Raw genomic sequence first — 26222 nt, 5'->3', positions numbered from 1 at the left:
GCAAGGGCCGCCCCTGAAAGCTTGCGCCGAAGGCGCACCTTCTTCCACCTGCCGAAGACAAGACGCCCCGCCGGTGGGCGGGGCGTCTCTGGGTCGCGACTCCGATGGGGATCAGCGGATCAGCGTCAGCAGCTTGTCGAGGCTCTGCTTGGCATCGCCATAGAACATCCGCGTGTTCTCCTTGTAGAACAGCGGGTTCTCGATCCCCGAATAGCCGGTGCCCTGACCGCGTTTCGACACGATCACCTGCTTGGCCTTCCAGACCTCCAGAACCGGCATGCCCGCGATGGGCGAATTCGGATCGTCCTGGGCCGCCGGGTTCACGATGTCGTTCGACCCGATGACGATGGCCACGTCGGTCTGCGGGAAGTCCTCGTTGATCTCGTCCATCTCCAGCACGATGTCATAGGGGACCTTGGCTTCGGCCAGCAGCACGTTCATGTGCCCCGGCAAGCGCCCCGCCACCGGGTGGATGGCAAAGCGCACGGTCTTGCCCTGCTTGCGCAGATGCTCGGTCAGCACGGAAACCGAGTTCTGCGCCTGCGCGACGGCCATGCCGTAGCCCGGCACGATGATGATGCTGTCGGCATCTTCCAGCGCCGCGGCCACGCCATCTGCGTCGATCGCGACCATCTCGCCCTCGACCTCGGCCGCGGGACCGCCGGTGCCGCCGAAGCCGCCCAGGATCACGCTGACGAAATGCCGGTTCATCGCGCGGCACATGATGTAGCTGAGGATCGCCCCCGACGAGCCCACGAGCGCGCCGGTCACGATCAGCAGGTCATTGCCCAGCGTGAAGCCGATGGCGGCCGCGGCCCAGCCCGAATAGCTGTTCAGCATCGAGACCACGACCGGCATGTCGGCGCCGCCGATGCCCATGATCAGGTGCCAGCCGATGAAGCCCGCGAGAAGCGCCATCAGGACCATGGTCCAGATGCCCGCGCCGGTGAAGTAGAGATAGCCCAGCGCGATGGCCGCGATCACCGCGACCAGGTTCAGGATGTGGCCGCCCGGCAGCTTGTGCGGCTTGCCGTCGATCTTGCCCGCAAGCTTGCCGAAGGCCACGACCGACCCGGTGAAGGTGACGGCCCCGATGAAGATGCCGAGGAACACCTCGACCTTCAGGATCGAGATCTCGACCGGCGTCTTGTGCGCCAGAACCGCGGCGAAGCCCTTCAGCGCCTCGACCGCCGCGCCGTCATCGGCCGCCTTCAGCGCCATGACGTGGTTGAGTTCAAGCTGGGCGTTGAGCCCGATGAAGACCGCGGCGAGGCCGACGAAGCTGTGCAGCGCCGCCACCAGCTGCGGCATCTCGGTCATCTCGACCCGGCGTGCGACCTCGTAGCCTGCATAGCCGCCGATCAGGACGGCCGGGATCAGCAGCCAGTAATGGCCGATGCCGGGGCCGAAGACGGTGCCGAGCACAGCCAGCCCCATGCCGACGATGCCGTACCAGACGGCGCGCTTGGCCTTTTCCTGGTTCGACAGCCCGCCGAGCGCGAGGATGAAGAGAACGGCGGCGGCGATATAGGCCGCGGAAACGATACCGATGGACATATCCCCTGCCCCCTCAAGATTTCTGGAACATGGCCAGCATCCGGCGTGTCACCAGGAAGCCACCCACGATGTTGATCGTCGCGATCAGGACCGAGACGGTGGCGAGGATCACCACCAGCCAGTTGCCAGACCCGATCTGCAACAGCGCGCCGAGGATGATGATCCCCGAGATCGCGTTGGTCACCGCCATCAGCGGCGTGTGCAGCGAGTGGCTGACATTCCAGATCACCTGGAAGCCGACGAAGCAGCTCAGCGCGAAGACGATGAAATGGCTCATGAAGCTTGCCGGCGCGAAGGCGCCGACCAGCAGCATCAGTGCCGCGCCGACAGCCAGCATCGCGACCTGGGTGATCGTCTGCTTTCGGAAGGCGGCGGCCTCCCGGGCCTTCTTCTCCTCGGGGGTCAGCTCTTTCGGCTTTTCCTTCCTGGGGGCTGCCGCGATCGCCTTCACCTTGGGCGGCGGCGGCGGGAAGGTGATCTCGCCCTCATGGGTGACGGTCGCGCCCCGGATCACGTCGTCTTCCATGTTATGCACGACCTGACCGTCCTTGGCCGGTGTCAGATCGGTCATCATGTGACGGATGTTGGTGGCGTAAAGCGTCGAGGATTGCGTCGCCATGCGGCTGGCGAAATCGGTATAGCCGACGACGGTCACGCCGTTGTCGCTGACGATCTTCTCGCCGGGCCGGGTCAGGTCGCAGTTGCCGCCCTTCTCGGCGGCGAGATCGACGATGACCGAGCCGGGCTTCATCGCCGCCACCATGTCCTCGAGCCAGAGCTTGGGCGCGGGGCGGCCGGGGATCAGCGCGGTGGTGATGACGATATCCATCTCGGGCGCCAGCTCGCGGAATTTCTCAAGCTGCTTTTCCCGGAACTCGGGCGAGGAGGGCTTGGCATAGCCGCCCGATTCAGACCCGTCTGCGGTGGCCTCCTCGAAGTCGAGGAACACGAATTCGGCGCCCATCGACTCGATCTGTTCGGCCACTTCGGGACGCACGTCGAAGGCGAAGACCATGGCACCCAGCGAGGTCGCGGTGCCGATCGCGGCCAGACCCGCGACGCCCGCGCCGACCACCAGCACCTTGGCCGGGGGCACCTTGCCCGCCGCCGTCACCTGGCCGGTGAAGAAGCGGCCGAAATTCGACCCCGCCTCGATCACCGCGCGGTAGCCCGCGATATTGGCCATCGAGGACAGCGCATCCATCTTCTGCGCCCGGCTGATCCGCGGCACCATGTCCATCGCGATCACGGTGGCGCCCCTGGCCTTGCACTGCTCGAGCAGCGCCTCGTTCTGAGCGGGCCAGAAGAAGCTGATCAGCGTCTGCCCCTTGCGCAGCCGCGCCACCTCCTCGGCGACAGGCTCGCGCACCTTGACGACGATGTCGGCGCCCTGCCAGAGCGCCGCGGCGGATTGCACCACCTTGACGCCGGCCTTTTCATAAGCCGCATCGGCGAAGCCGGCGGCCTCGCCCGCGCCGGCCTCGATCAGACAGTCATAGCCCAGCTTCCGAAGCTGGACCGCAGAGTCGGGGGTCATGGCCACGCGGGCCTCACCCTCCAGGATCTCTTTCGGTGCCCCGATTTTCACGTTCTAGTCCCCTCTTTCAGGCGTTGGGCCGCTGCAGGCCGCTGTCTCATAGCATTGCGCAACAATGTTTCACAAGTTGCAGGGTTGGCTATTCCCTTGTTTCAGGTTTTTCCGTCAGATCAGATCCAGCGCCGCACCCGGGCGCAATAGGCGTCATACTCCGATCCGAAGGCGTCGCGGATCAGCGCTTCTTCCCGAAGGATGAAGCGCCATTCGATCAGTTTCAGGAAAACCGGCACGAGGATCAGGCTCGGCACCGCGTCCCAGATCAGGATCAGCCCAAGCAGGATCGCCGCGTCGGCAAGATAGATCGGATTGCGCGACAGGCGATAGGGTCCCTCGACCACCAGGCGATCGGGCCGCTCGCGCGGGATCAGCGAGGTCCCGGCCAGAACCACCCGCAGCGCGGCCCAGCCGGACAGCGCCAGCCCGAAGACCAGCGCCAGCCCGCCCGCGACATCCCCCGCCCGGCCCAGAAAGGCCAGCGGAAACACTGACGCTTGCAACCAGGCCAGCCCCGCGAACAGGGCCAGCCAGACCGGCGGTAGTTCCAGGTAGTGCAGCAGCCGGGCCATCGGATCTCCGTCACGCATGTCGCCCTCCTTTAGAGAGTCCCTGCCGCCACGATCAAGGGGCTGAATCGTCATCCCCCTTGAACCCGGCGCCGTCTCGCGCCTAGTCTGTGGGCAAGGAGACCTCGATATGACCGATTTTGCGGCCACGCGAGCCCAGTTCCATATTCCCGAGGATGTGATCTATCTCGACGGAAATTCGCTCGGGCCATTGCCGCGAACGGCAGAGGCGCGGGTGGCCGCGGCGGTCCGCGAGGAATGGGGCGAAATGCTGATCGGCGGCTGGAACCGGGCCGGCTGGACCGAGATGCCCCGCGTCCTCGGCGACCGGATCGGCAAGCTGATCGGCGCCGAGCCGGGATCGGTCGTCCTTGGCGACACGCTGTCGATCAAGATCTACCAGGCGCTCGCGGCGGCGCTGGAGATGCGGCCCGACCGCCGTGTGGTGCTGAGCGATCGCGGCAATTTCCCGACCGATCTGTACATGGCGCAGGGGCTGATCGCGAGCCTCGGCCGGGGTCACACCTTGCGCATGGTCGCGCCCGAGGAGGTCGAGGCGGCCATCGACGACGACGTCGCGGTCGTGCTGCTGACCGAGGTCGACTACCGCACCGGGCGGCTGCACGACATGGCCCGGCTGACCGCGCGGGCGCAGGCGGCGGGCGCCCTGACGATCTGGGATCTCGCGCATTCGGCGGGCGCGCTGCCCGTCGATCTGGCGGGCGCCGGCGCCGATTTCGCGGCCGGCTGCACCTACAAGTACCTCAATGCCGGCCCCGGCGCCCCGGCCTATATCTATGTGGCGCCGCGCCATTCCGACATGGCGCTGCCCGCGCTGTCAGGCTGGTTCGGCCATGCCGCCCCCTTCGCCTTCGAGCCCGGCTACCGGCCCGGCGCGGGCATCGCCCGGATGCGGATCGGCACGCCGCCGGTGTTGCAGATGGCGGTCGTCGAGGCCGCGCTGGGGGTCTGGGAGGGCGTCTCGCTCGACGACGTGCGGCGGCGGTCGATCGCGCTGTCCGACCTGTTCATCGCCGAGGTCGAGAGCCGTTGCCCGGAGCTGACCCTGCTGACCCCGCGCGATCCGCGGCAGCGCGGCAGTCAGGTGTCGTTCGGCTTTGCCGAAGGCTATGCCGCGATCCAGGCGCTGGTCGCGCGCGGCGTCGTCGGCGATTTCCGCGCCCCCGACATCATGCGGTTCGGCATTACCCCGCTTTACGTCGGCGAGGACGAGCTGCTGCGGGCTGCGACGATCCTTCAGGACGTGATGGAGAACCGGCTATGGGACGATCAGGCCTATCGTTTCCGCGCCGCCGTCACCTGAGCGCGCGCCCCCGCCTCCGGCTTCGCCGGGCCCGCCCCGGCGACGGGGCGCCGACGCGCGCGCTGTTTCACGATGCGGTGCATCGCGGCGCCTCGCTCAGCTATTCGCCCGAAGAGCGCGACGCCTGGTCGCCCTCGCCCGAGGCGCCGGCCGATTGGGAACAGAAACTCCTGAGCCGCCACACCGTCATCGCCGAGATTCGCGGCGCGCCGGTGGGCTTCATGACGCTGGGCGAGGACGGTTATCTGGACTTCGCCTATGTCGCCCCCGACTGGACCGGACGCGGCATCGGCCGGGCGCTGTTGCAGGCGATCCTGCGCGAGGCGCGCCGCGCCGGGCTGGGCCGTCTTTCGACCGAGGCCAGCCTTGTGGCCCGGCCCTTCTTCGCCCGCCATGGCTGGCGCGAGACGGCCCGGCAAAGCGTCATCCGCCATGGTGTTGCCCTGACGAATTTTCGCATGGAAATAGATATTTAGGCGACACTTCTCGCGCGTTGCGCGAGGTTCGGCACGGGCTCAGGCGGTCTTCAGCACCGCCGGGCGCGTCCCCTCGGCCCAGGCGGCCACGGCCTTGCCGAACGCCTCGAACAGCGGCCGCGACACCGGATCGCGGGCGGCGCGGTATTCGGGATGCCACTGCACCGCCAGCGCAAAGCCCGGCGCATCGGCCACATGAATCGCCTCGGGCGTGCCGTCAGGCGCCACCCCCTCGATGACGATCCGCGGCCCGGGCCGCTTGATCCCCTGCCCGTGCAGCGTGTTGGTCATCACCTCGGTCGCGCCCAGGATGCGGTGGAAAATGCCGCCCTCGGTCAGACAGACCTTGTGGCGCAGGGCAAATTTCTCTTCCAGCGACCCGTCGGGCGGCATCCGGTGGTTCATGCGCCCGGGCAGATCGCGGATCTCGGGATGCAGCGTGCCGCCCATCGCGACATTGACCTCCTGAAAACCGCGGCAGATGGCGAAGAAGGGCTGCCCGCGCTCGACCAGCGCGCGGATCAAGGGCAGGGCGATGGCATCGCGCGCCCGGTCGAAGGCGCCATGGGCCTCGGTCTCGGCCTCGCCATATTCCTCGGGATGGACGTTGGGCCGCCCGCCGGTGAACAGGAAGCCGTCGAAACAGTCGAGCAGCTCGGGGACGGAGACGAAGCGCGGATCGGCCGGGATCAGCAGCGGGATCGCGCCCACGACCTCGGCCACTGCCTCGGAGTTCATCGTGCCACCGGCATGGGCGGGGTACTGGTCGTTCAAAAGATAGCTGTTGCCGATGATACCGACCCTGGGGCGTGCCATGGGAGCCTCGCGTTCGCGTTTCGTGTAAGGATATAGGGCATTTCCACTAGGGTGAAGAGCCGGGGCCGGGGCGCGGCGATGCTGCGGCATGACGCCCTGCGGACGCACATTTTCACGCGATTCCGCTTATTTCCCGGGCCTGTCCGGTTCGGCGCGGCCGGATCTGCACAGGCGCTGTGCATCTCGGCCCCCGGCGCGGGCCTAGAGATCGAATGCCAGTTGCCGCCGGTCGGCCGGGCGTCGCCGCGCCCGTGCGGGCGCGGGACGAACGGGCCGCGCGGGGTCGGTCGCGATGTCGATCACCGGCGCCGGATAGCGCCGCCCGGGCCGCGGCAACGGTCCTCTCCAGGTCCAGGGCGCATGGCGCGCGGGCGCGGGCAGGTCGGCCAGTTCGGGCAGCCAGGCGCCCAGCATCGCGCCCTCGGGATCGAGATCGCGCGCCTGCCGCAGCGGATCGCAGGGCCGGGCCGCCGCCGCCCGCATCCGCGCCCGATGGAGCACGGGGTGGTAATCGAGGCAAAGCCGCGCCAGCACCCGCCCGCAATCCTCCGGATCGAGGCCCAGGAGCCCGATCCCGGCCGAGGCCAGCAGGCCCAGCCAGGACGGATCGAGCAGGCCGGAATGGCGAAGCGCCCGCATCGGCGCATCGACCGCGGGCAGCCCGGTCTCGCCCTTCTCCCAGGCAGCGAGGCGGGCGGCATGGTCCGGCGGCCGGGGCGTGTCGGCGCGTCCGCTCGAGGCGCGCATCAGACGTGCCCGCCGGGCAAGCCCGGCCGTCAGCGGCCCCGCGCCCGCGGCCCGTGCCGCGCGCGACACCTCGGCCGCCGAAAGCGTGCCCCAGGCCAGATGCGCCGACAGCGTGCCCTCCGAGGCCGGATCGGCCAAGGCCGCCTCCAGAGCCCGCTCGGCCTCGGCCCGGCCGCCGCGCGGCCGTCCCGGACAGGGATCGAAACCAAGCCCCAGATCGCGCGCCTCGGGGATCGCGGCGGGGACCAGCCCGTCGAGCCCGCGAAGCGCCCCGGGCGGCGGCGACGCGGCCCCGCGCGACGCACGGACGTCCTCGAAGGCGATGCCGGTCCCCCGCGCCCAAGGCGCGGCGTCACGGCCCGTGCCGTCATCCAGCGTCAGCACACGCGTCACCGGCCAGCGCGCCGCGCAGCGCGCCAGCACCCGGGCGGGCGGCCCGGCCTCGATTTGCAGGGCGGCGCCCCGGGCGGCCAGTGCGTCGGACAGCGCGGCAAGCCCCTCGGCCACGAAACGCCAGTGCCGGGCCGAGGCCTCGGGCGCGGCCCAGACCGCCGGATCGACGATGTAAAGCGGCAGCACGGCGCCCTCGCCCGCCGCGGCCCGCGCCAGCGCCGGCTGATCCTCGAGGCGCAGATCGCGCCGAAGCCAGAGAATCGTCACCTCCATGACCGGAACATAAATCGAACACCCGGACCCCTGCCACGGGCATCTTGCGCTTGGCCCTCAGGGGTATAGGTCTGGGAGGTCCGAATTGGAGAGACAGATGACAGACGCCGCGCCGCAGCCCGTGTTCCTGAAGGACTACACCCCTTTCGGTTTTCTGGTGGACCAGGTCGAGTTGAACGTCCACCTGCATCCGACCGCGACGCGGGTCCGCGCGAAGATCGCCTTCCGCCCCAACCCGGCGGCCCGCGACCGGCGCTTCTTCCTGCATGGCGAGGATCTGACGCTGATCTCGGCCGCGATCGACGGCACCCCCGTCACCCCCGAGATCACGCCCGAGGGGCTGAGCTGTCCGGTGCCCGAGGCGCCCTTCACCTGGGAGGCCGAGGTCGAGATCGCACCGGCGGAAAATACAGCACTGGAAGGGCTTTACATGTCGAACGGCATGTATTGCACGCAATGCGAGGCCGAAGGGTTCCGCAAGATCACCTTCTATCCCGACCGCCCCGATGTGATGGCACCGTTCCGGGTACGGATCGACGGCGATCTGCCGGTCCTGCTGTCGAACGGCAACCCGGTGGCCCAGGGCGCGGGCTGGGCCGAATGGAACGACCCCTGGCCCAAGCCCAGCTATCTGTTCGCGCTGGTCGCGGGCGAGCTGGTGGCAACCTCGGACCGCTTCACCACCTCGGAAGGGCGCGAGGTCGCGCTGAATGTCTGGGTGCGTCCCGCCGATCAGGGCAAGGCCGATTATGCGCTCGACAGCCTGATCCGGTCGATGAAATGGGACGAAGAGGTCTATGGCCGGGCCTATGATCTGGACGTCTTCAACATCGTCGCGGTCGACGATTTCAACATGGGCGCGATGGAGAACAAGGGGCTGAACGTCTTCAACTCGCGCTATGTGCTGGCCAGCCCCGAGACCGCGACCGACCGCGATTACGAGAATATCGAGCGGATCATCGCGCATGAGTATTTCCACAACTGGACCGGCGACCGGATCACCTGCCGCGACTGGTTCCAGCTGTCGCTGAAAGAGGGGCTGACGGTCTTCCGCGACTCGCAGTTCTCGGCCGACATGCGGTCGGCCGCGGTCAAGCGGATCGAGGATGTGATGACGCTGCGCGCGCGCCAGTTCCGCGAGGATAACGGCCCGCTGGCACACCCGGTGCGGCCCGAAAGCTATGCCGAGATCAATAACTTCTACACCGCAACCGTCTATGAGAAGGGCGCCGAGGTGATCGGCATGCTGCGCCGTCTGGTGGGGCCCGAGGGCTATGCCAAGGCGCTCGATCTCTACTTTGCGCGCCATGACGGGCAGGCCTGCACAATCGAGGACTGGCTGCAGGTCTTCGAGGAGGCGACGGGGCGCGAGCTGACCCGGTTCAAGCGCTGGTATTCGCAGGCCGGAACGCCCCGCGTGAAGGTCACTGAGGACTTCAAGGACGGCACCTACACCCTTCATCTGGAACAGAAAACGCCTCCCACGCCGGGACAGGATGAAAAGCTGCCGCAAGTCATTCCGCTGGCTCTGGGGCTGCTGTCGCCCAATGGCGACGAGGTATTGCCGACGACCGTGATCGAACTGACCGAGGCGCGGCAGGAGGCCGTCTTCGAGGGGCTTGCGGCGAAACCCGTGCCCTCGCTCTTGCGCGGCTTCTCGGCGCCGGTGATCCTCGAACGCGACAGCACGCCCGAGGAACGTGCCTTCCTGCTGGCGCATGACACCGACCCGTTCAACAAATGGGAGGCCGGGCGGTCGCTCGCGCGCGAAGTGCTGATCGCGATGGTGACCGAGGACGCGGCGCCTGCGCCGGCCTGGCTTGATGCGCTGGCCGCCGTCGTGCGCGACGAGGCGCTCGACCCGGCCTTCCGGGCGCTGGCGCTGAGGCTGCCGGGCGAGGACGAACTGGCCGAGGCGCTGGCAGACCGCGGCGCCGTGCCCGACCCGCTGGCGATCCATGCCGCGCGCGAACGCGCCAAGACCGCGGTCGCCCGCCATCTGGACCCGCTCTGGGCCGGGCTTTACGCGCAGATGGCCTGCCCCGGCCCCTACAGCCCCGGGGCGGCCGATGCCGGGCGGCGCGCGCTGAGGCTCGCGGCACTTGGCTACATGGCGCGGCTTGACGGCGGCGCCCGGGCGCAGGCGCATTTCTCGGCCGCCGACAACATGACCGACGAGATCGGCGCGCTGAGCGTGCTTCTGGAAACCGGCGGCGCGGACGAGGCGCTTGATCGCTTCGCCCGGCGCTGGGGCCATGACCGGCTGGTGATGGACAAATGGTTCGGGCTGCAGGCGACGCTGGCGGCGCCCGAGCGCGCGGTGGCGGTGACCCGCGCTCTGACCGAGCACGCCGATTTCACCTGGAAGAACCCCAACCGGTTCCGCGCGGTGATCGGCGGCTTTTCGGCCAATGCCGCGGGCTTTCACGACGCCTCGGGCGCGGGCTACGACCTGGTCGCGGACTGGCTGATCCGGCTCGATGCGGTCAACCCGCAGACGGCGGCCCGGATGTCGACCGCCTTCGAGACCTGGGCGCGCTATGACGAGGGCCGCCGCGAAAAAGCGCAGGCCGCGCTGGAACGGATCGCCGCCCGCGAGGGTTTGAGCCGGGACATGGGCGAGATGGTGGGCCGGCTGCTGGCCGCCGGGCGGATCGCCGCCTGAGGCCCGCGCGAGGCCGGGGAATTGCTTTGACCGGAGCCGCCGGAATCGGCTCTGGTGTCACGGAAGCGTCATTCGGGTGTGGTGACAAGGCGCATGCAAGAAAGAATAGATCCGCTTATCGAGGAACGGGCCCCCTGGCTATTCGCCGACCATCCCTGGAGCGCGCCGTCCCGGCGGCTGCTGAACGGGGTGCTGGGCTATGACCGGACCGTCGCCCTGGGCGAGGTCCTGCAGGACCATCCCTCGCATGTGATCATGGACGAAATGGCCCGGCTGCTGGCGCGCGACCTGCGCGGCACCGGGATCGAGAACATCCCGGCCACGGGCCCGGCGATGATCGTGGCGAACCACCCGACCGGCATCGCCGACGGGGTGATGCTGTGGAGCCTTCTGCGCCAGCGCCGCCCCGATCTCTTTTTCTACGCCAACCGCGACATCCTGCGGGTGCTGCCGCAGATGGAAGAGATCATCGCGCCGGTCGAGTGGCGCGAGGAAAAGCGCAGCCATGCCAAGACCCGCGAGACCATGGCCTATACCCGCAAGGCCATCGAGAAGGGGCGACTGGCGGTGATCTTTCCGTCGGGACGGCTGGCCAAGCGGCGCGGGCTGTCGCTGCACGAACGGCCCTGGATGCCCTCGGCGGCGATGATCGCGCGCAAGTTCGACCTGCCGGTGATCCCGATCAATATCCGCGCCCGGAACTCGGTGCTGTTCTATCTGTTCGATCTGATCCACCCGACGCTGAGGGATATCACGCTCTTTCACGAGACCCTCAACAAGGAGCGTCAGCCCTATCGGATGACGGTGGGCGAACCGATCGCGCCGGGCGCGCTGCCGGTTCGGTCGGAAGACGGGATCGAGATGCTGCGCGCGGCGACGCTTGCGCTCGGCGGGCGCTATGCGCCGCGGGTGAGCCTGGTGCAGAATTCGCGCCGGCCGAGCTGGGTGAAATCGACCGCGCTGGGCTAGAGCACGGAATTGGTGGCGCCGCCGTCAAGCAGGATATTCTGGCCGACGATGAACCCCGCCTGGGTCGAGCACAGGAACGCACAGGCGGCACCGAATTCGGCGGGCGTGCCGTAGCGACGCGCCGGAATCGTCGCCGCGCGCCGGGCCCGCGCCTCTTCGAGGCTGATGCCGTCGGCCTCGGCCACGTCGCGGTCGAGCGCATCAGCCCGGTCGGTGGCATGGATCCCCGGAAGCAGGTTGTTGATCGTCACCCCAAAGGGCGCCACCTGCCGTGCAGTGCCCGCGACATAGCCGGTCAGCCCGGCCCGGGCCGAATTCGACAGTCCCAGCACCGGGATCGGCGCCTTGACCGACTGGCTGGTGATGTTGACGACCCTGCCCCAGCCCCGGTCGATCATCCCGGGCAGCAGCGCCTTCATCAGCGCGATGGGCGTCAGCATGTTGGCATCGAGCGCCGCGATGAAATCGGCGCGCTCCCAGTCCGACCAGAGCCCGGGCGGCGGGCCGCCGGCATTGGTCACAAGGATGTCGACCGGACCGGCTGCCTCCAGCACCGTGGCGCGCCCGTCTTCCGAAACGATATCGGCCGCGACCGGGGTGACCGTCACGCCGTACCGCTGCCGGATATCTTCGGCGGCAGCCAGAAGCGCCTCGGCGCCCCGGGCATTGATCACAAGGTCGGCCCCTGCGGCCGCCAGCGCCTCGGCGCAGCCCCGACCAAGCCCTTTCGACGCGGCGCAGACCAGCGCCCGTTTGCCTTTCAGTCCCAGATCCATTGCGGTGCTCCCTGTCGCCCGTCGCCCCGGATTAGCAGCCGATGGCGCTATGGAAAAGCCCGGAGCGGGGGCCAAAAAGCGTTGCACCCTGGCGCGGAACGCACAGGTCAGCGCCCGAAAATTCGCGAATTTTCGTTTCGGGGCCTTCCGATACGCAATTCTTCTGCGAAGAATTGGGGGATGACCGGAGGGTGAGTGCCGCCCCCGATCACGCCGTCAGGGCCGCCAGCAGCGGGGTCCATTGCGCGCGGAGTGCCGCATAGGCGCGCTGCGGCTTGTCGAAGACCGTCAAGCCCTGCTCGGCCAGATCGCCATAGGCCACCCGGTCCGAGATTTCGGCCACCGGCGCCTGCCCGACCTGATCGGCCAACGCCCGGATCCGGTCCCCGTCGCGGCCGCGCGGGCGGACCCGGTTCGCGACCAGTTCGACGCCCACCTTGCCCTTCCGGATCCGTTTCAGCTCGGCGATCTCCTTCAGGAACCGCCGCGTCGAATCCTCGTCGAAGAAGGACGGCATCACCGGCACCACCACAGCGCGCGCCTCGGCCACCAGACCGGCAGCAGCATCGTCATAGATCGCCCCGGGCGCATCGACGATCACCCAGTCGGTGCCCTTGCCGCCCTTGCCCGCGCCGATCTCGGCCGACCAGTCCAGCGAACGGATCTCGGGCACGCCCGCGGGGCGGCGCTTGAGCCAGCGCAGGGCAGATTTCTGCGGGTCCGCATCGGCCAGGGCCACTTTCCAGCCGCCATCGGCCAGTGCCGCAGCCAGCGTCACCGCGATCGTCGTCTTGCCGCAGCCGCCCTTGCGATTGGCGATCAGCACCGTCTTCATCCCCACCCCTCTTGTCTTCGACCGCCCTACCATACCCGTTCGCCCCTGCTAGGCAATGTATATACGTAACCGACACCATGTCGCCCTTGAAAGCCGTGCCTGCCGCCCCGACCTGACCGGGACACACCCAAGGGAGGACAAGATGACCGCCACGATCCTGGTTGCCACCGATCTCAGCCCGCGCGCCGACCGCGCCGTGAACCGCGCCTTCCGGCTGGCCCGCGCGATGGGCGCCGACGTCCTGTTGGCGACGGTCATCGACAGCGAGCTGCCCGAGGACGTGGCTCGCCCGATGGCCGAAGCCGCCGCCACCCGGCTGACCCGCTTTGCCGCCGCGATCCCGCAGGCGGCCGAGGTCCGGCACGCCACCCGCATCGTGACCGGCGATCCCAGCAGCGCGATCCCCCGGCTGGCCGATGAGACCGACGCCGCGCTGGTCGTGCTGGGCCTGCATCGCGACCGGCCCTTCCTCGACCTGCTGCGCGAAACCACGATGGAGCGGATCGTCCGCCACATCTCGCGCCCGGTTCTGCTGGTGCGGGACCCGGTCGATCACGACTATGCCACGCTGATGGCCGCGCTCGACTTTGCCCCGGCCTCGACCGCCGCACTGCAGATCGCCGCGCGGCTGGCGCCCGGGGCCGCGATCCACGGCGTGCACGCGCTGCACATCCCCTATCGCGGCTTCATCGCGCCCCATGGCAGTTCCATCGCCATCGCCCCCTTCCGCCGCAGCGCCGAGATGCGCCTGGCCGAGTGGCGCGCGCAGAACGACCTGCCCGCCCGGCTGGCCGATGTCGCCCTCGTCGAGGGCGCCGCCCATCTGGTGCTGAACGCCGAGATCGAGGCCCGTCGCCCCGACCTTCTGGTCCTTGGCGCCCATGGCCGCGCGGGCGCCGCGCCCTCGATCCTGGGCTCGCTGGCCAATGACCTGATGCGCGCCCCGCCCTGCGACCTGCTGGTCGCGCGGTAGCGCCCGCTTTACGCCTGGGCGGGGCCGATCTAGGCTTTGCTTGGGCGGAGGAGACGGGCGATGGGCAATCCCCAACATCTGGAGTGGCTGCTGGAAGGCGTCGAGGCGTGGAACGCGCGGCAGAAGCGGGAGGAGTTAGTTCCTGATCTGTCCGGGATGGATTTCCGGAGGGCGTTCCAGAACGCAGGCAAACTGGTTTTCAGCCGTATTCCGCTTTGGCTAGCGAACCTAGTGGGGGCGGACCTCGGGGGGGCGAACCTCAGGGGGGCGAACCTCAAGGGGGCGGACCTCGGGGGGGCGAACCTCGAGGGGGCGAACCTAGTGGGGGCGGACCTCGGGGGGGCGAACCTCAGGGGGGCGAACCTCAAGGGGGCGGACCTCGGGGGGGCGGACCTCGGGGGGGCGGACCTCGGGGGGGCGGATGTTCGAACCGTATACTCGGGTGTGCGCACAAACGATGTCAGCACACCCGAGTATACGGATTTGTCACAGACCCTTGCCCTGACGCAAGCGCAGTGCGATACCATGCTCGGCGATACCGGCACGATCCTGCCCGAGGGGCTGCATCATCCGGCGCATTGGCCCGATCCGGAACCGCCGGACTCGGAAGACACAGAAGACAAGATCGACCTTGCCCTGACCGTTCCACTGGTCCGCGCCAGCGCCTTGGATTTCGAGATCACGGAAACCGGCGTGGAGGCGATCACGCCGCCCGGTCAGGCACTGGACGGCGCCATATTCGGTCCCGGCTGCGTCCAGCGTGCCGAAGCGTTGATCGAAAATGCCCGTAGCCTCGCCGCAAGCCTTTCGAACAAGCTGGGCCACGACATGCGCGCCGACCTGCGAGACTATGCCAGACATCTTGCGGCCAATGACAACGGCAATCCGCATCGTCTGGTCTTTCTTGCCGCAGGCCTGCGCGGGGACCTTGTCGATCCCATCGTCGCCTCGGCCTTCTCGGAACGGCTGAAAGCCCAGCTCGGCATGTTTCTGGACCAGCATGACGATTTCCTGCGCCATTGCCTGCCCCAAACGCATGAGGCCGCGCTGACGAAGGAAAACGCGGACCTTGCCCGCACCTTCACGAAAGAAGAAGCGACCGAGATCCTCGACCGCCTTGAAGGCGCGATTGCCACCGCAGATGCCACGACCGCGTCCGTCGCCGAAGCGCTTGGCGAATTCCGCGCCGTCGATGAGAAACTGAATGCGCTGAAGATCAAGGCCTTCGGGCCCGAGGAGAACGAGAAACTGGAGCGGGCCGTTCAGCGTGAGGCTGTCGAGCTTGGCGCGCTGAGCGCGCGGCTTTACTGGCGCGCACAGCAGGTTGTTGCGCGAACCCGGCTTCATGCGGGGGACCTTGCCATCGTCGCGACCCTGACCGGCAAGTCGGCCCCGCAGATGGCTCAGATCATCGTCCATTACCTGCAACCGCTGATGCACAAGCTCGGGGCGATCCTGCCGGGTCTGCCCCCGGTCTGACCCTCTTCTACCCCTGAACGCCGCACCGATGGCGATTGCGCGGGACCTGCGCCTGACCTATATCCGCGGCCATGCTGGATGCCCCGTCGAACCGCCCCGCCCTGCCGCCGGAAATTGCCCGGAGGCGCACCTTTGCCATCATCTCGCACCCCGATGCGGGCAAGACCACGCTGACCGAGAAGTTCCTGCTGTACGGCGGCGCGATCCAAATGGCGGGACAGGTGCGCGCCAAGGGCGAGGCGCGGCGGACACGGTCGGACTTCATGAAGATGGAGCAGGACCGGGGCATTTCCGTCTCGGCCTCGGCGATGTCCTTCGACTATCGCGAGTTCCGCTTCAATCTGGTCGACACGCCCGGCCACAGCGACTTTTCCGAGGACACCTACCGCACCCTGACCGCGGTCGATGCCGCGGTGATGGTGATCGACGGCGCCAAGGGGGTGGAAAGCCAGACCCGGAAGCTGTTCGAGGTCTGCCGGCTGCGCGATCTGCCGATCCTGACCTTCTGTAACAAGATGGACCGCGAAAGCCGCGACACCTTCGAGATCATCGACGAGATCCAGGAGATGCTGGCGATCCATGTCACGCCCGCCTCCTGGCCGATCGGGGTCGGGCGCGATTTCCTCGGCTGCTACGACATGCTGCGGAACCGGCTGGAACTGATGGACCGGGCCGACCGCAACAAGGTGGCCGAGTCGATCAGGATCGAGGGGCTCGACGATCCGAAGCTGGCCGAGCATGTGCCCCAGGATCTGCGCGAGAAGCTGATCGAGGAAGTCGAGATGGCGAAGGAGCTTCTGCCCCCGCTCGACCCGCAGGCGGTGCTGGAAGGGCACATGACGCCGATCTGGTTCGGCTCGGCGATCAACTCGTTCGGGGTGAAGGAGCTGATGGACGGCATCGCCACCTATGGCCCCGAGCCGCAGATCCAGGCGGCCGAACCGCGCCAGATCGCGCCCGAGGAACCGGTCGTGTCGGGCTTCGTCTTCAAGGTGCAGGCCAACATGGACCCCAAGCACCGCGACCGGGTGGCCTTCGTGCGCCTGGCCTCGGGCCATTTCCAGCGCGGCATGAAGCTGACCCATGTGCGGTCCAAGAAGCCGATCACGGTGTCGAGCCCGGTGCTGTTCCTGGCCGCCGACCGCGAGCTGGCCGAAGAGGCCTGGGCGGGCGACATCATCGGCATCCCGAACCACGGGCAATTGCGCATCGGCGACACGCTGACCGAGGGCGAGGCGCTGAAGGTCACCGGCATTCCGTCCTTCGCGCCGGAGCTGCTGAAGAACTGCCGGGCGGGCGACCCGATGAAGGCCAAGCATCTGGACAAGGCCCTGATGCAGTTTGCCGAAGAGGGCGCGGCCAAGGTCTTCAAGCCGATGGTGGGCTCGGGCTTCATCGTGGGTGTCGTCGGCGCGCTGCAATTCGAGGTTCTGGCCAGCCGGATCGAGCAGGAATACGGCCTGCCGGTGCGGTTCGAGCCGTCGCAATTCACCTCGGCCCGCTGGGTCCATGGCGAGAAGACGGCGGTCGAGAGCTTCGTGCAGAAGAACAAGCAGCACATGGCGACCGACAATGACGGTGACGTGGTCTACATGACCCGGCTGCAATGGGACATCGACCGCGTGGTGCGCGACCATCCCGAGCTGACCCTGTCGGCAACCAAGGAAATGCAGGTTTGAACGGACGCGTCGCCGCGGGTGTCAAGCACGGTCACCGGCGCGCGACGCGCTCCTCAAACCAAACGACGAGGGCGTCAAAACCGATCTCGCCGGACGCCACCCCAACGATGAGAGCGTCGAACCGGTCTTGTCCGGACAGGACGCGATAGGAGCCGCTACGCTCGATCAGCGTCTCTACCAGCAGCAGGGCCGTTCGCTTGTTGCCGTCGACAAAGCGATGATTTCCGACCATGGCTTGCGTCAGTGCCGCTGCCTTTCGCCATATGCTGCGATGATACCCTGAATATGACCGAGATATAGCGGACTCGATCCTATCAAGACTGACAATGCCATCGCACCCGCCATACCGCAGAGCTTCGTCATGCACGGTCAGTGCATCGCCAAGACTCAGTCGGTAATGTCTCTTACCGATCAGCCAACCTCTTCAGCGCATCGTTTCGCCGCGCGGAAGCATCGCGAATTACGGCCTCGGTAGCGGGCCTGACCTTCGAGCTGCCTTTGGACGTCTCGACAGACAGAAAACGCCCCGTCCTTGCCTCCCGGACAACGCAACCGCCCTTCTCGGGCTGCTTGTCCACATACCGCTCAAAGGACTTTGCCATCCACACCCATCCGGCGGCCCCTGAAGAACCGCCCCAATTCGCGCCCATAGTATGCGCCTGGGTAGAATATGCGCCCGGGGTGAGCCGCTGACAAGAGGACTGCCCCGAGCGCAACACAGTGGCCGAGATTTTTCGACCGCCCGTCCCGTTGCACTTGTCTCAGACGGCCTTGTCGGGGCCGGTTCCGGCATCGCGCATCGCGGACTGGATGAAGGCGATGCTTTCGGCAAGCTTTGCCGTCTCCCAGGCATTCAGGCTGACCGGAAGCTGTTTCACGATCCCCTCGCGCCCCAGAACGCAGGGCATGCTGAGCGCCACGTCGCCGTCATGGCCGTACTGGCCGCGCAGGGTGGTGCAGGCGGGAAAGACGCTGCGTTCGTCCAGCAGCACGGCGCGGGCCATGGTCACCGCCGACTGGGCGACGCCCGCATTGGTCCAGCCCTTGCCGTTAAAGACGTCATAGGCCGCGCTGATCACCCGGGCCTTGACCGTCTCGGGGTCGTGGATGTCGTGGGAGGCCTCGAAATGGCGGCCGAGATCCGCGAAGGGGATGCCCGCGACATTGACATGGCTCAGGACCGGGAAGGCGGTGCTGCCATGTTCGCCCATCATGAAGCCGGTGACCGACTTCGGGTCGATCCCGCAGGCGTCGGCCACGACCTTCCGAAGCCGCGCTGAATCAAGCATCGTCCCCGTCCCGAAGACCCGCCCGCGCGGATAGCCGAATTCGTTCTCGGCGATGTAGACCATGGTATCGAGCGGGTTGGTGATCAGGATGACGATGGCCTCGGTCGTGTGCCTGACGATCCCCGCCATCACCTCGCGGATCACCTGGCAGTTGGTGGTGGTCAAAAGAGTGCGGTCGGGTTCGGCCTTGGGATCGTCGGGGTCGGGAATGACGCTTGGCCCCGCGGCCACGACGATCACGTCGGCATCGACGCATTGCTCGTAGCCGCCCGAGGTGACCTTGATATTGCTCATATAGGGCAAGGCCGTCGCCTGCGCCTGGTCGAGCGCCTCGCCGAAGGCCACGTTTTCGAGAATGTCGATGACGCCGATCTCGGCGAAGAGGCCGATCTTCATGGCATCGGCCAGGACATAGGACCCGACATGCCCTGCCCCGATGACAACGAGCTTGTTGGTATGCATTTTCGTCTCCTTGCAACGTCCAGACGGCCGCCGGGCGGATCGGGCACGCGCCGTGGCGGGCCAGTCCGTCCGGGGGCCGCTTTCGCACCGGGCGGCCGCTGCACCGGCATCGCTTGGGTCGCAGGCCGCCATCGGCTTCGGCGCCGGGCGCCGGAGTCCCGCGCGAAAGCTGAGCCGAGCTAGATCACCTTTCGGCGGCAGCCGAAATGGCAAATGGCGCAAAAGCGCACAGAGTTGCCAACGGTCGTGACTGACAAGATGCCGACCAAAGCCCGGTCACCGCCGGTGCGCCTGTTGGCGCGGCCCCGCAAGTCTTTGAAATGCCTAGTTCTCTGCCTGACTGACGACGACGGCGGGTTCGGCCGGCATGCTGTCGATCTTCCTCAGACCCCAGTTCTGCATGGAGCTGGCCTTTGCAGTCCGCGTCATTTCGAATCCCCCGGGCGTTTCCACGACCCTGCTGCAGCGTGGGCCGTAGGGGGTAATCTCCGTGACCAGAATTTGCCCGGACTCTCGACCTGTCTTCAGCAGATTGTTTACGCCCTGCCAACACAACACATCGCCGTCCAGCCACCACCGCCCCTTGGCAGCCCAGTGGTGCCCCTTCGTGCCAACGGAATACTCGACACCATCCGACCGGAAGACCCAGACAGAGGGGACATTGGTGCTGAGCGGCTGATCGATGACCTTCGTCAGGATCTCGTCACCGGACAGAAATTTCGCGTCGCCTCGCGCCGCCCCCGATGACGTGTGATCGACGCAACCGGCGAGCACAAAAAGGATCATGACAGGGGGGAACGGAAATCGCATCGCAGTCTTCTCCGGCAAACACAGGACATGACGATCCTACCGCCGGACTCTGGTCGCACAATTGCCGTTCCGCAACGTCCTGGCTGAGCCTGGCCTCGAATGCGAGGGGCGCGAGCTTGCCGCGCCCCTCAGGTTTTTCGCCGCTCACTTCGCCGACAGCAGTTCCGGCACGCTCAGCAGCATCACCTCGTTATCGGCGGCAGCGTCGAGCTTGCGGCCGGACGAGAACGGCAGGTTGTTGTCGTTGGCGACCAGAATATGGGTGTCGTCCACCCGCATCACGTCCTCGATGGTGAAGAACGGGAAGGTGTACTTGCCCGTCAGATCGCGCGCCGCATCGGTGTCAAGCCGGGCCACCCCGTCGGGATCGGCGATGTCCATCAGGTCGATATGGCCGATCCGGCGGACAAACCCGTCGGCATCCACATCCGACGTGTCGATCAGCACGATCCACTTGTGCAGCGCGGGTGCCGGGAAGCAGTCGGCGGCGGGCGCGCCGTCGCATTTCAGGCTGGGATCGCCCTCGCCGTTGTCGCGCTCGATCACCAGCGCGTGGGTGTCGTCGATGAAGTTGAAATCGCCGATGGCCGTCGCGCCCTCGGCAAGGGCGAACTTGAACATCTCGCCGGTCCAGTCCTTCGATGCCGTATCGAAAGCCATCACCCGCAGGAAATCGCCCTCGGGCTTGCCGTCATCGCCGAGGATCGGTTTTTCCAGCATCGCCCAGAGCTTGGACGTGCCGGGCTGCAGCGCCATGCCCTCGTAGCCGCCCGAGCGCTGCGATTTCCAGTCCGTGCCGGGCACCGAGGTCGCGGACACGGCGGGGTTGTCGGCGCCTTTCAGTTCCTTGCCATCGGCCACGGTCGGGTAGACGCCCAGCACCACGCCGTCGAGCGAGACGTTCAGCAGGTAGGGGCCGAACTCCTCGCCGATCCAGAGCGAGCCGTCGACCAGCTGAAGGCTTTCAAGGTCGAAATCGGCGCCGGTCAGATAGCGGCCCTCGGTGCCTTCATAGGCAATGCGGAAGGGCACCTTGAAATCGGGGTCGCGCAGGAAGACGGTTTCCTTCACGTCCACCTTGCCGGTCGCGAAATCGGGTGCGATGCGGTGGAAGAACAGCATCGCGTCGGGGCTGTTGGCCTTGGACCCGAAGCCGTTATCGGTCAGCGCATAGACCGACCCGTCCTCGGCGCGGTCCATCGCGAAGCCCGAAAAGCCCTGCAGCGGCTGGCCGATGAAGGGCAGCGCGATGCCGGTCGCGCGGTTGCCGTGCAGCTTGCCAGTGTCGCCCGTGACGCTCATCGGCACCATGTTCCGCCCGGTCCCGGTGAACTTGCCCGAGATCCAGGCGTCGCGCGGCGCATCGGCGGGCGGCGCGACCATGGTCATCGCGGGAAGCACCGCATGGCCGGAAAGAACCGCAGGGAAGGTCTCTTCGGCCAGCGCCGGACCGGCCAGGGCGACGACCGCGGCCGAAAGCAGGAACAGACTGTTTTTCATCGTTGATTCCCTATCTCGATGAGAGTGTGCCCGTTGCCCTACAAAGCCCCTGCAACAGCCGCGACTCCGCCCCGTGTCAATTCCATGACAAGTTCCCCGCCGCAGTCCCGGCCCCTTGAATTCGCGCCCGCCCGCCGCGACATGACATCGAGACCCGTTTTCGTCCGCGCCGCCCGCCGGCCGTCCCCCCTTCACCCGACCGACCGCCGATGAGTGCCCCAGACGACTGGATCATCTCGAGCCTTCTCGAAGACCTTGCGGCGCTGGCGCTGGCGAGCGACCGCGTCAGCCTGGCCGATCTGATCGAGACGCTGGGCGCGCGCGGCTTCGGGCCGCTTCTGGTGATGCTCTCGGCCTTCCTGATCCTGCCGGTGGGGATGTTGCCCGGCCTGCCCGGGGTGGTCGCGGTCTTCATGATCCTGATCGGCGGGCGGATGATGACCGGCCAGACCACGCTCTGGCTGCCCGGGCGGCTGCGCCGGGTGCATCTCTCGGGCCATGTGCTGGCGGTCTCGGTCGCGCGGGCGCAACCGGCCGCGCTGTGGCTGCGCCCGCTGCTGGCGCCGCGGCTTGTGGCATTTGTGGAAAGCGGTCCGGCGACGCGCCTGATCGCGCTGATCCTGATGGCGACGGGGGGGCTGATCTTTCTTCTGGGCTTCATCCCCGGCCTGCCCTTCGTTCTGTCGCTGCATGTGCTGATGCTGGGACTGGCGATGTCGACCCGCGACGGGCTGGTCGCGTTCCTGGCCTATTGCATGCTCTTGCCGGAAATCGTCTTCATCTGGCGGGTCTTCACCTGACCCGTGAAACCCCAGGCGGGCGTACAGGGGCGTTCAACTTGACGAAAGCGCGAGTTTCCTCTATCGAGCCGCGAATGAGGATCAGACTGGCAATACGGCCGGTCTAGGCCGCGTGCGACAGGTGCGGCCATGATGCTGCAACTGAGCCAAGGACTTACATGACGACTTTTGCTGAACTGGGGCTCGACCCCAAGGTTCTTTCCGCCGTTTCCGACGCGGGCTACACCGCGCCGACCCCGATCCAGGCCGGGGCCATCCCGCCTGCGCTTGAAGGTCGCGACGTTCTGGGCATCGCCCAGACCGGCACCGGCAAGACGGCCAGCTTCGTGCTGCCGATGATCACCCTTCTCGGCCGCGGCCGGGCCCGGGCCCGGATGCCGCGCAGCCTCGTGCTGGCGCCGACCCGCGAACTGGCGGCCCAGGTCGCCGAAAACTTCGACACCTATGCCAAGAAGACCAAGCTGTCGAAGGCGCTTCTGATCGGCGGTGTCAGCTTCAAGGAACAGGACGCGCTGATCGACAAGGGCGTCGACGTGCTGATCGCCACCCCCGGCCGCCTGCTGGACCATTTCGAACGCGGCAAGCTGCTGCTGACCGGCGTCCAGATCATGGTGGTGGACGAGGCGGACCGGATGCTCGACATGGGCTTCATCCCCGATATCGAGCGGATTTTCCAGCTGACCCCCTTCACCCGGCAGACGCTGTTCTTCTCGGCCACGATGGCGCCCGAGATCGAGCGCGTGACCAACACCTTCCTGTCGGCCCCGGCCAAGATCGAGGTCGCCCGCCGGGCCAGCGCCGCCGAAAGCATCGAACAGGCCGTGATCTGCTACACCGCCTCGCGCAAGGACCGGCAGGCCAAAGAGAAACGCGAGCTGCTGCGCGCGCTGATCGACCGCGAGGGCGAGGGCTGCAAGAACGCCATCATCTTCTGCAACCGCAAGACCGAGGTCGACATCGTCGCCAAGTCGCTCAAGACCCATGGCTATGACGCGGCCCCGATCCATGGCGATCTCGACCAGTCGCAGCGGACCCGGACGCTGGAATCCTTCCGCGAAGGGAAACTGCGGTTCCTGATCGCCTCGGACGTGGCCGCGCGCGGTCTGGACGTGCCCGCGGTCAGCCATGTGTTCAACTACGACGTGCCTTCCCATGCCGAGGATTACGTGCACCGGATCGGCCGCACCGGCCGGGCGGGCCGCGAAGGCAAGGCGCTGACCATCTGCGTGCCCCATGACGAGAAATGGCTGACCGCCATCGAGGAGCTGGTCGAAAAGCAGATCCCGCGCGTCGAGAGCCCGCTGAAAGGCGGCAGCGACGATCGCGGCAAGCGCGGTCGGCACACCGACGAGGCCGGCGCCTCGGACCCGGAGCGGACCGAAGAGCGCAGCAGCGCCCGGCCCCAGCGCGGCGACCGCCGGGAGCGGAACAGCGACAGGGGCGCCGAGCGACAGTCCGACAGGACCGGCGACCGGCATGGCGAGGACCGCAACGCTCCTACCCACGAGCGGCCGGACAGCCCCGACCGCAACAGGCAGGGCCGGAGCGGCAACAACAACCGGCGCGGCGGGCGTGACCGCGGCTATCGGGACGAGCCCGTGGTGGGGATGGGCGATCACATGCCAGCCTTCCTGCTGCGGTCCTTCAAGCCGAAAAGCGAACCCGAACCGGTGACCGAGGATCAGGTGGAAGAGAGCGCCGAATAAGCGCCCCTCCCCCGGCGACACGACAAAAAAGGCGCCCCGATGGGCGCCTTTTCCTTTCCGGCCTTGTGACGTGAGGCTCAGGCGCTGAGGCGGCTGATGACCACCACGACTTCGGGCTTCTTGCCGATCTCGGTCTGCGCCGACTGACGCACGATCCGGCGCATCGCCTCCTCGATCTTGTCGTCATCGGCCAGCGTCCTGTCGTCGGCCCGGCGCAGGAACTGATCCAGATCCTCTTCCAGCACCTCGGACAGCGCCGCGCGGGACCGCCCGGTCTCGGGCAGGCCGTTCAGATCGACCCAGGGTTCGCCCAGCGGTTCGTCCTCCTCGTCGAGGATCACGGTCACGACCACCAGCCCGTTCAGCGCCATCCGGATCCGGTCGCGGACGATCCCGTCCATCGCGCCGATCTGCACCGCCCCGTCGAGATAGGTCCGCCCGGTCTCGATGAATTCGACCGGCTGCGGCCGGTCGCCGCCCAGATCGAGCATTGTGCCGTTGACCGCCACCACCGCCGGCAGCCCGTTCTCGGCGGCCAGTTTCACATGCTCGCGCAGGTGGCGGTGTTCGCCATGCATCGGCACGACCATTTCGGGTTTCATCAGCGTATGGATGCGCGACAGGTCCGGCCGGTTGGCATGGCCCGAGACGTGATAAAGATCGGCATCGTCCGACACCACATCGACGCCCATCTCGGACAGCGCGTTGATGATGCGGATCACCTCGCGCTCGTTGCCCGGAATGGTCTTGGACGAAAAGAGGAAGAGATCGCCCGCGGCAAGGCTCAGCCCCATATACTTGCCGCGCGACAGCTGGGCCGAGGCGGCGCGCCTCTCGCCCTGGCTGCCGGTCACGATCAGCATCACCTTGTCGCGGGGCAGATCGGCGGCCTCTTCGGGGCTGACGACCTTGGGAAAATCGGTCAGCACCCCGCTTTCGACGCCCGCCTCGATCATCCGGCGCATGGCCCGGCCCAGCATGCAGATCGAGCGCCCCGCATCGCGCCCGGCCTCGGCCAGGGTCTTGAGCCGCGCGATGTTCGAGGCGAAAGTCGTGGCAACCACCATGCCCTCGGCGCGTTCGACGAGCTGGCGGATCGCCGGCCCCACCGTGGTTTCGGACCGGCCCGGATTGGGCGAGAAGACGTTGGTGGAATCGCAGGTCAGCACCTTGACGCCGTCCGCCGCGACCTCGGCCCAGAGATCGGGGTCGAAGGGGTCGCCGACGATGGGCGTGCGGTCGAGCTTGAAATCGCCGGTATGGACGATCCGGCCGACCGGCGTGTCGATCACCAGCCCCGAGCTTTCCGGGATCGAATGCGACACCGGCAGATAGGACACCTGGAACGGTCCCGCCGCGATCCGGTTCGGCCAGGGCTCGACGAAGCGCACGGTTTCGGGGTCCTGACCCTGATCCTCCATCTTCAGCCGGGCGATGGTGCCGGTGAAGGGCCGGGCATAGACCGGGGCCTTGAGCCGCGGCCAGAGATGGCCCAGCGCGCCCACATGGTCCTCATGGGCATGGGTGATGAAGATCGCCTCGAGCCGGTCGCGACGTTCCTCGAGCCAGGTGATGTCGGCGAAGATCAGGTCGACGCCGGGGCTTGTGTCCATGTTGGGAAAGGTCACGCCCAGGTCCACGAGGATCAGACGCTCCTTCCCGGGGACGCCGTAGCCGTAGACATAGGCGTTCATGCCGATTTCCCCGGCGCCGCCGAGGGGAAGGTAGATCAGTCTGTTCTTGCTCATGTCGCCCCGTTTTCCTTGTTATAGGCGTGGATCACGGTCAGCCCGTGCATGGTGAGATCGTCCTCGATCTGGTCGAACAGGACATCGCCCTGCGCGAACAGAGGCGCAAGCCCCCCGGTGCCGATGACGCGCATCGGCCGGTCATATTCCGTGCGGATCCTGTCGCAGATCTCGCGCACCAGCCCCACATAGCCCCAGAACACACCTGACTGCATGCAGGCAACCGTATTCGTGCCGATCACCCGGTCGGGCTTTGTCACATCCACATGCGGCAGCGCCGCCGCCGCCATGTGCAGCGCCTCGAGGCTGAGATTCACCCCCGGCGCGATCACGCCGCCCAGATAGGCCCCGTCCCGCCCGACCACGTCGAAGGTGGTGGCGGTGCCGAAATCGACCACGATCAGATCGCCCCCGTGCCGGTCGAAGGCCCCCGCCGTGTTGACCAGCCGGTCGGGCCCGACATTGGTCCCCTGATCGACCCGGGGCATATGCGGCAGCAGGCATTCGGGCTTGCCCACGACCCAGGGACGGATGTTGAAGAACCGGTCGGTGAAGACCCGCAGGTTGAACACCACACGCGGCACCGTCGACGAGATGATCGCGTCGGTGATCTCGGGCTCGATCCCGTAGCGCGCCAGCAAGGTCGAGAACCAGACATAGTACTGATCGGCCGTGCGGGTATGCTCGGTCGCCGTCCTGAGCGTGCAGAGGAACCTTTCACCGTCCCAGAGCGAGAAAACCGTGTTGGTGTTGCCGCAGTCGATGCAGAGAAGCATGGGGCCCCC

22 protein-coding genes are annotated in these 26222 nt (G+C 67.3%); 9 read left to right on the top strand and 13 right to left on the bottom strand.

The genetic code is table 11. The features are described from left to right. Window positions 1-111 precede the first annotated feature (111 nt). The 3 genes from EV657_RS00825 to EV657_RS00815 form a co-directional block, all read right to left on the bottom strand. Window positions 112-1557, bottom strand: coding sequence for an NAD(P)(+) transhydrogenase (Re/Si-specific) subunit beta (locus EV657_RS00825; protein ID WP_113668359.1), 1446 nt, complete (start codon window positions 1555-1557; stop codon window positions 112-114). A 13-nt stretch (window positions 1558-1570) separates the two neighbouring features. Continuing rightward, window positions 1571-3145, bottom strand: a complete 1575-nt coding sequence (locus EV657_RS00820; RefSeq protein ID WP_134076840.1) for a Re/Si-specific NAD(P)(+) transhydrogenase subunit alpha — start codon at window positions 3143-3145, stop codon at window positions 1571-1573. A gap of 119 nt (window positions 3146-3264) precedes the next feature. Further along, entirely contained in the window at window positions 3265-3738 is a 474-nt protein-coding gene (locus EV657_RS00815) for a methyltransferase family protein (protein ID WP_166673615.1), read from the bottom strand. A 109-nt stretch (window positions 3739-3847) separates the two neighbouring features. On the opposite strand from EV657_RS00815, the gene kynU reads away from it, so the two are divergent. Together kynU and EV657_RS00805 are read left to right on the top strand one after the other, a co-directional pair. After that, window positions 3848-5041, top strand: a complete 1194-nt coding sequence (gene kynU, locus EV657_RS00810; protein WP_075786478.1) for a kynureninase — start codon at window positions 3848-3850, stop codon at window positions 5039-5041. Then, window positions 4999-5517, top strand: coding sequence for a GNAT family N-acetyltransferase (locus EV657_RS00805; protein ID WP_134076838.1), 519 nt, complete (start codon window positions 4999-5001; stop codon window positions 5515-5517). Before kynU ends, EV657_RS00805 begins: the two co-directional genes overlap by 43 nt. 39 nt (window positions 5518-5556) lie before the next feature. Here EV657_RS00805 and EV657_RS00800 read toward each other — a convergent pair whose 3' ends face one another. Then, window positions 5557-6333, bottom strand: a complete 777-nt coding sequence (locus EV657_RS00800) for a gamma-glutamyl-gamma-aminobutyrate hydrolase family protein (protein WP_075786480.1) — start codon at window positions 6331-6333, stop codon at window positions 5557-5559. 201 nt (window positions 6334-6534) lie between these two features. Then, the gene (locus EV657_RS00795) at window positions 6535-7746 is read right to left on the bottom strand and encodes a deoxyribodipyrimidine photo-lyase (protein WP_134076837.1); all 1212 of its coding nucleotides are present in this window, start codon (window positions 7744-7746) and stop codon (window positions 6535-6537) included. A gap of 97 nt (window positions 7747-7843) precedes the next feature. Between EV657_RS00795 and pepN the strand changes: the two genes are divergently transcribed. After that, a complete protein-coding gene (gene pepN / locus EV657_RS00790; protein WP_134076836.1) occupies window positions 7844-10411 on the top strand; it encodes an aminopeptidase N in 2568 nt (855 codons plus the stop codon). Between the two features lie 93 nt (window positions 10412-10504). Beyond that, window positions 10505-11380 (top strand): lysophospholipid acyltransferase family protein, encoded by an 876-nt coding sequence (locus EV657_RS00785; RefSeq protein WP_113668354.1) that lies wholly within the window; start codon window positions 10505-10507, stop codon window positions 11378-11380. On the opposite strand, the gene EV657_RS00780 is transcribed toward EV657_RS00785, so the two are convergent. Both EV657_RS00780 and EV657_RS00775 read right to left on the bottom strand, forming a co-directional pair. Continuing rightward, a complete protein-coding gene (locus tag EV657_RS00780; RefSeq protein WP_134076835.1) occupies window positions 11377-12156 on the bottom strand; it encodes an SDR family oxidoreductase in 780 nt (259 codons plus the stop codon). The genes EV657_RS00785 and EV657_RS00780 overlap by 4 nt on opposite strands. Window positions 12157-12364: 208 nt before the next feature. Beyond that, window positions 12365-12991, bottom strand: a complete 627-nt coding sequence (locus EV657_RS00775) for a ParA family protein (RefSeq protein ID WP_134076834.1) — start codon at window positions 12989-12991, stop codon at window positions 12365-12367. A gap of 142 nt (window positions 12992-13133) precedes the next feature. Here EV657_RS00775 and EV657_RS00770 point away from each other — a divergent pair, with 142 nt between their 5' ends. The 3 genes from EV657_RS00770 to EV657_RS00760 all read left to right on the top strand — a co-directional run bounded on the left by EV657_RS00770 (window position 13134) and on the right by EV657_RS00760 (window position 17122). Beyond that, on the top strand, window positions 13134-13964 hold the full coding sequence (locus EV657_RS00770) for a universal stress protein (protein WP_166673614.1): 831 nt from the start codon (window positions 13134-13136) through the stop codon (window positions 13962-13964). A gap of 60 nt (window positions 13965-14024) precedes the next feature. Further along, window positions 14025-15443 (top strand): pentapeptide repeat-containing protein, encoded by a 1419-nt coding sequence (locus EV657_RS00765; protein WP_134076832.1) that lies wholly within the window; start codon window positions 14025-14027, stop codon window positions 15441-15443. Between the two features lie 71 nt (window positions 15444-15514). After that, window positions 15515-17122, top strand: a complete 1608-nt coding sequence (locus EV657_RS00760) for a peptide chain release factor 3 (RefSeq protein WP_134076831.1) — start codon at window positions 15515-15517, stop codon at window positions 17120-17122. Between the two features lie 31 nt (window positions 17123-17153). On the opposite strand, the gene EV657_RS00755 is transcribed toward EV657_RS00760, so the two are convergent. The 4 genes from EV657_RS00755 to EV657_RS00740 form a co-directional block, all read right to left on the bottom strand. After that, a complete protein-coding gene (locus EV657_RS00755; RefSeq protein WP_166673613.1) occupies window positions 17154-17489 on the bottom strand; it encodes a type II toxin-antitoxin system death-on-curing family toxin in 336 nt (111 codons plus the stop codon). A 394-nt stretch (window positions 17490-17883) separates the two neighbouring features. Continuing rightward, window positions 17884-18873 (bottom strand): lactate/malate family dehydrogenase, encoded by a 990-nt coding sequence (locus EV657_RS00750; protein ID WP_134076829.1) that lies wholly within the window; start codon window positions 18871-18873, stop codon window positions 17884-17886. 324 nt (window positions 18874-19197) lie between these two features. Beyond that, window positions 19198-19683: a hypothetical protein gene (locus tag EV657_RS00745; protein ID WP_113668346.1), complete on the bottom strand. Its 486-nt coding sequence runs from the start codon at window positions 19681-19683 to the stop codon at window positions 19198-19200. Window positions 19684-19827: 144 nt separating this feature from the next. Continuing rightward, window positions 19828-21183: an esterase-like activity of phytase family protein gene (locus EV657_RS00740; RefSeq protein ID WP_134076828.1), complete on the bottom strand. Its 1356-nt coding sequence runs from the start codon at window positions 21181-21183 to the stop codon at window positions 19828-19830. Window positions 21184-21392: 209 nt separating this feature from the next. On the opposite strand from EV657_RS00740, the gene EV657_RS00735 reads away from it, so the two are divergent. Both EV657_RS00735 and EV657_RS00730 read left to right on the top strand, forming a co-directional pair. Further along, window positions 21393-21983 carry an exopolysaccharide biosynthesis protein gene (locus EV657_RS00735; protein WP_075786492.1) on the top strand — a complete coding sequence of 197 codons (591 nt, stop codon included), beginning with the start codon at window positions 21393-21395 and terminating at the stop codon, window positions 21981-21983. Window positions 21984-22141: 158 nt separating this feature from the next. Then, window positions 22142-23689, top strand: coding sequence for a DEAD/DEAH box helicase (locus EV657_RS00730; RefSeq protein WP_134076827.1), 1548 nt, complete (start codon window positions 22142-22144; stop codon window positions 23687-23689). A gap of 77 nt (window positions 23690-23766) precedes the next feature. Here EV657_RS00730 and EV657_RS00725 read toward each other — a convergent pair whose 3' ends face one another. Together EV657_RS00725 and EV657_RS00720 are read right to left on the bottom strand one after the other, a co-directional pair. Further along, complete coding sequence (locus EV657_RS00725; RefSeq protein ID WP_134076826.1) at window positions 23767-25437, bottom strand: ribonuclease J; 1671 nt, start codon at window positions 25435-25437, stop codon at window positions 23767-23769. Beyond that, window positions 25434-26213, bottom strand: coding sequence for a type III pantothenate kinase (locus EV657_RS00720; protein ID WP_113668342.1), 780 nt, complete (start codon window positions 26211-26213; stop codon window positions 25434-25436). Before EV657_RS00720 ends, EV657_RS00725 begins: the two co-directional genes overlap by 4 nt. Between the last annotated feature and the right edge of the window lie 9 nt (window positions 26214-26222).

Source organism: Rhodovulum visakhapatnamense (assembly GCF_004365965.1).
Lineage (GTDB): Bacteria > Pseudomonadota > Alphaproteobacteria > Rhodobacterales > Rhodobacteraceae > Rhodovulum > Rhodovulum visakhapatnamense.
The sequence above is the reverse complement of the archived record's forward strand: the minus strand, read 5'-3'. Positions and strand labels throughout refer to the sequence as shown.

Bases quoted from the DNA above. Each gene is read 5' to 3' on its own strand.
- EV657_RS00825 (WP_113668359.1), bottom strand. From the start codon at position 1,557: ATGTCCATCGGTATCGTTTCCGCGGCCTATATCGCCGCCGCCGTTCTC.
- EV657_RS00815 (WP_166673615.1), bottom strand. From the start codon at position 3,738: ATGCGTGACGGAGATCCGATGGCCCGGCTGCTGCACTACCTGGAACTA.
- kynU (WP_075786478.1), top strand. From the start codon at position 3,848: ATGACCGATTTTGCGGCCACGCGAGCCCAGTTCCATATTCCCGAGGAT.
- EV657_RS00805 (WP_134076838.1), top strand. From the start codon at position 4,999: ATGGGACGATCAGGCCTATCGTTTCCGCGCCGCCGTCACCTGAGCGCG.
- EV657_RS00800 (WP_075786480.1), bottom strand. From the start codon at position 6,333: ATGGCACGCCCCAGGGTCGGTATCATCGGCAACAGCTATCTTTTGAAC.
- EV657_RS00795 (WP_134076837.1), bottom strand. From the start codon at position 7,746: ATGGAGGTGACGATTCTCTGGCTTCGGCGCGATCTGCGCCTCGAGGAT.
- pepN (WP_134076836.1), top strand. From the start codon at position 7,844: ATGACAGACGCCGCGCCGCAGCCCGTGTTCCTGAAGGACTACACCCCT.
- EV657_RS00785 (WP_113668354.1), top strand. From the start codon at position 10,505: ATGCAAGAAAGAATAGATCCGCTTATCGAGGAACGGGCCCCCTGGCTA.
- EV657_RS00780 (WP_134076835.1), bottom strand. From the start codon at position 12,156: ATGGATCTGGGACTGAAAGGCAAACGGGCGCTGGTCTGCGCCGCGTCG.
- EV657_RS00775 (WP_134076834.1), bottom strand. From the start codon at position 12,991: ATGAAGACGGTGCTGATCGCCAATCGCAAGGGCGGCTGCGGCAAGACG.
- EV657_RS00770 (WP_166673614.1), top strand. From the start codon at position 13,134: ATGACCGCCACGATCCTGGTTGCCACCGATCTCAGCCCGCGCGCCGAC.
- EV657_RS00765 (WP_134076832.1), top strand. From the start codon at position 14,025: ATGGGCAATCCCCAACATCTGGAGTGGCTGCTGGAAGGCGTCGAGGCG.
- EV657_RS00760 (WP_134076831.1), top strand. From the start codon at position 15,515: ATGCTGGATGCCCCGTCGAACCGCCCCGCCCTGCCGCCGGAAATTGCC.
- EV657_RS00750 (WP_134076829.1), bottom strand. From the start codon at position 18,873: ATGCATACCAACAAGCTCGTTGTCATCGGGGCAGGGCATGTCGGGTCC.
- EV657_RS00745 (WP_113668346.1), bottom strand. From the start codon at position 19,683: ATGCGATTTCCGTTCCCCCCTGTCATGATCCTTTTTGTGCTCGCCGGT.
- EV657_RS00740 (WP_134076828.1), bottom strand. From the start codon at position 21,183: ATGAAAAACAGTCTGTTCCTGCTTTCGGCCGCGGTCGTCGCCCTGGCC.
- EV657_RS00735 (WP_075786492.1), top strand. From the start codon at position 21,393: ATGAGTGCCCCAGACGACTGGATCATCTCGAGCCTTCTCGAAGACCTT.
- EV657_RS00730 (WP_134076827.1), top strand. From the start codon at position 22,142: ATGACGACTTTTGCTGAACTGGGGCTCGACCCCAAGGTTCTTTCCGCC.
- EV657_RS00725 (WP_134076826.1), bottom strand. From the start codon at position 25,437: ATGAGCAAGAACAGACTGATCTACCTTCCCCTCGGCGGCGCCGGGGAA.
- EV657_RS00720 (WP_113668342.1), bottom strand. From the start codon at position 26,213: ATGCTTCTCTGCATCGACTGCGGCAACACCAACACGGTTTTCTCGCTC.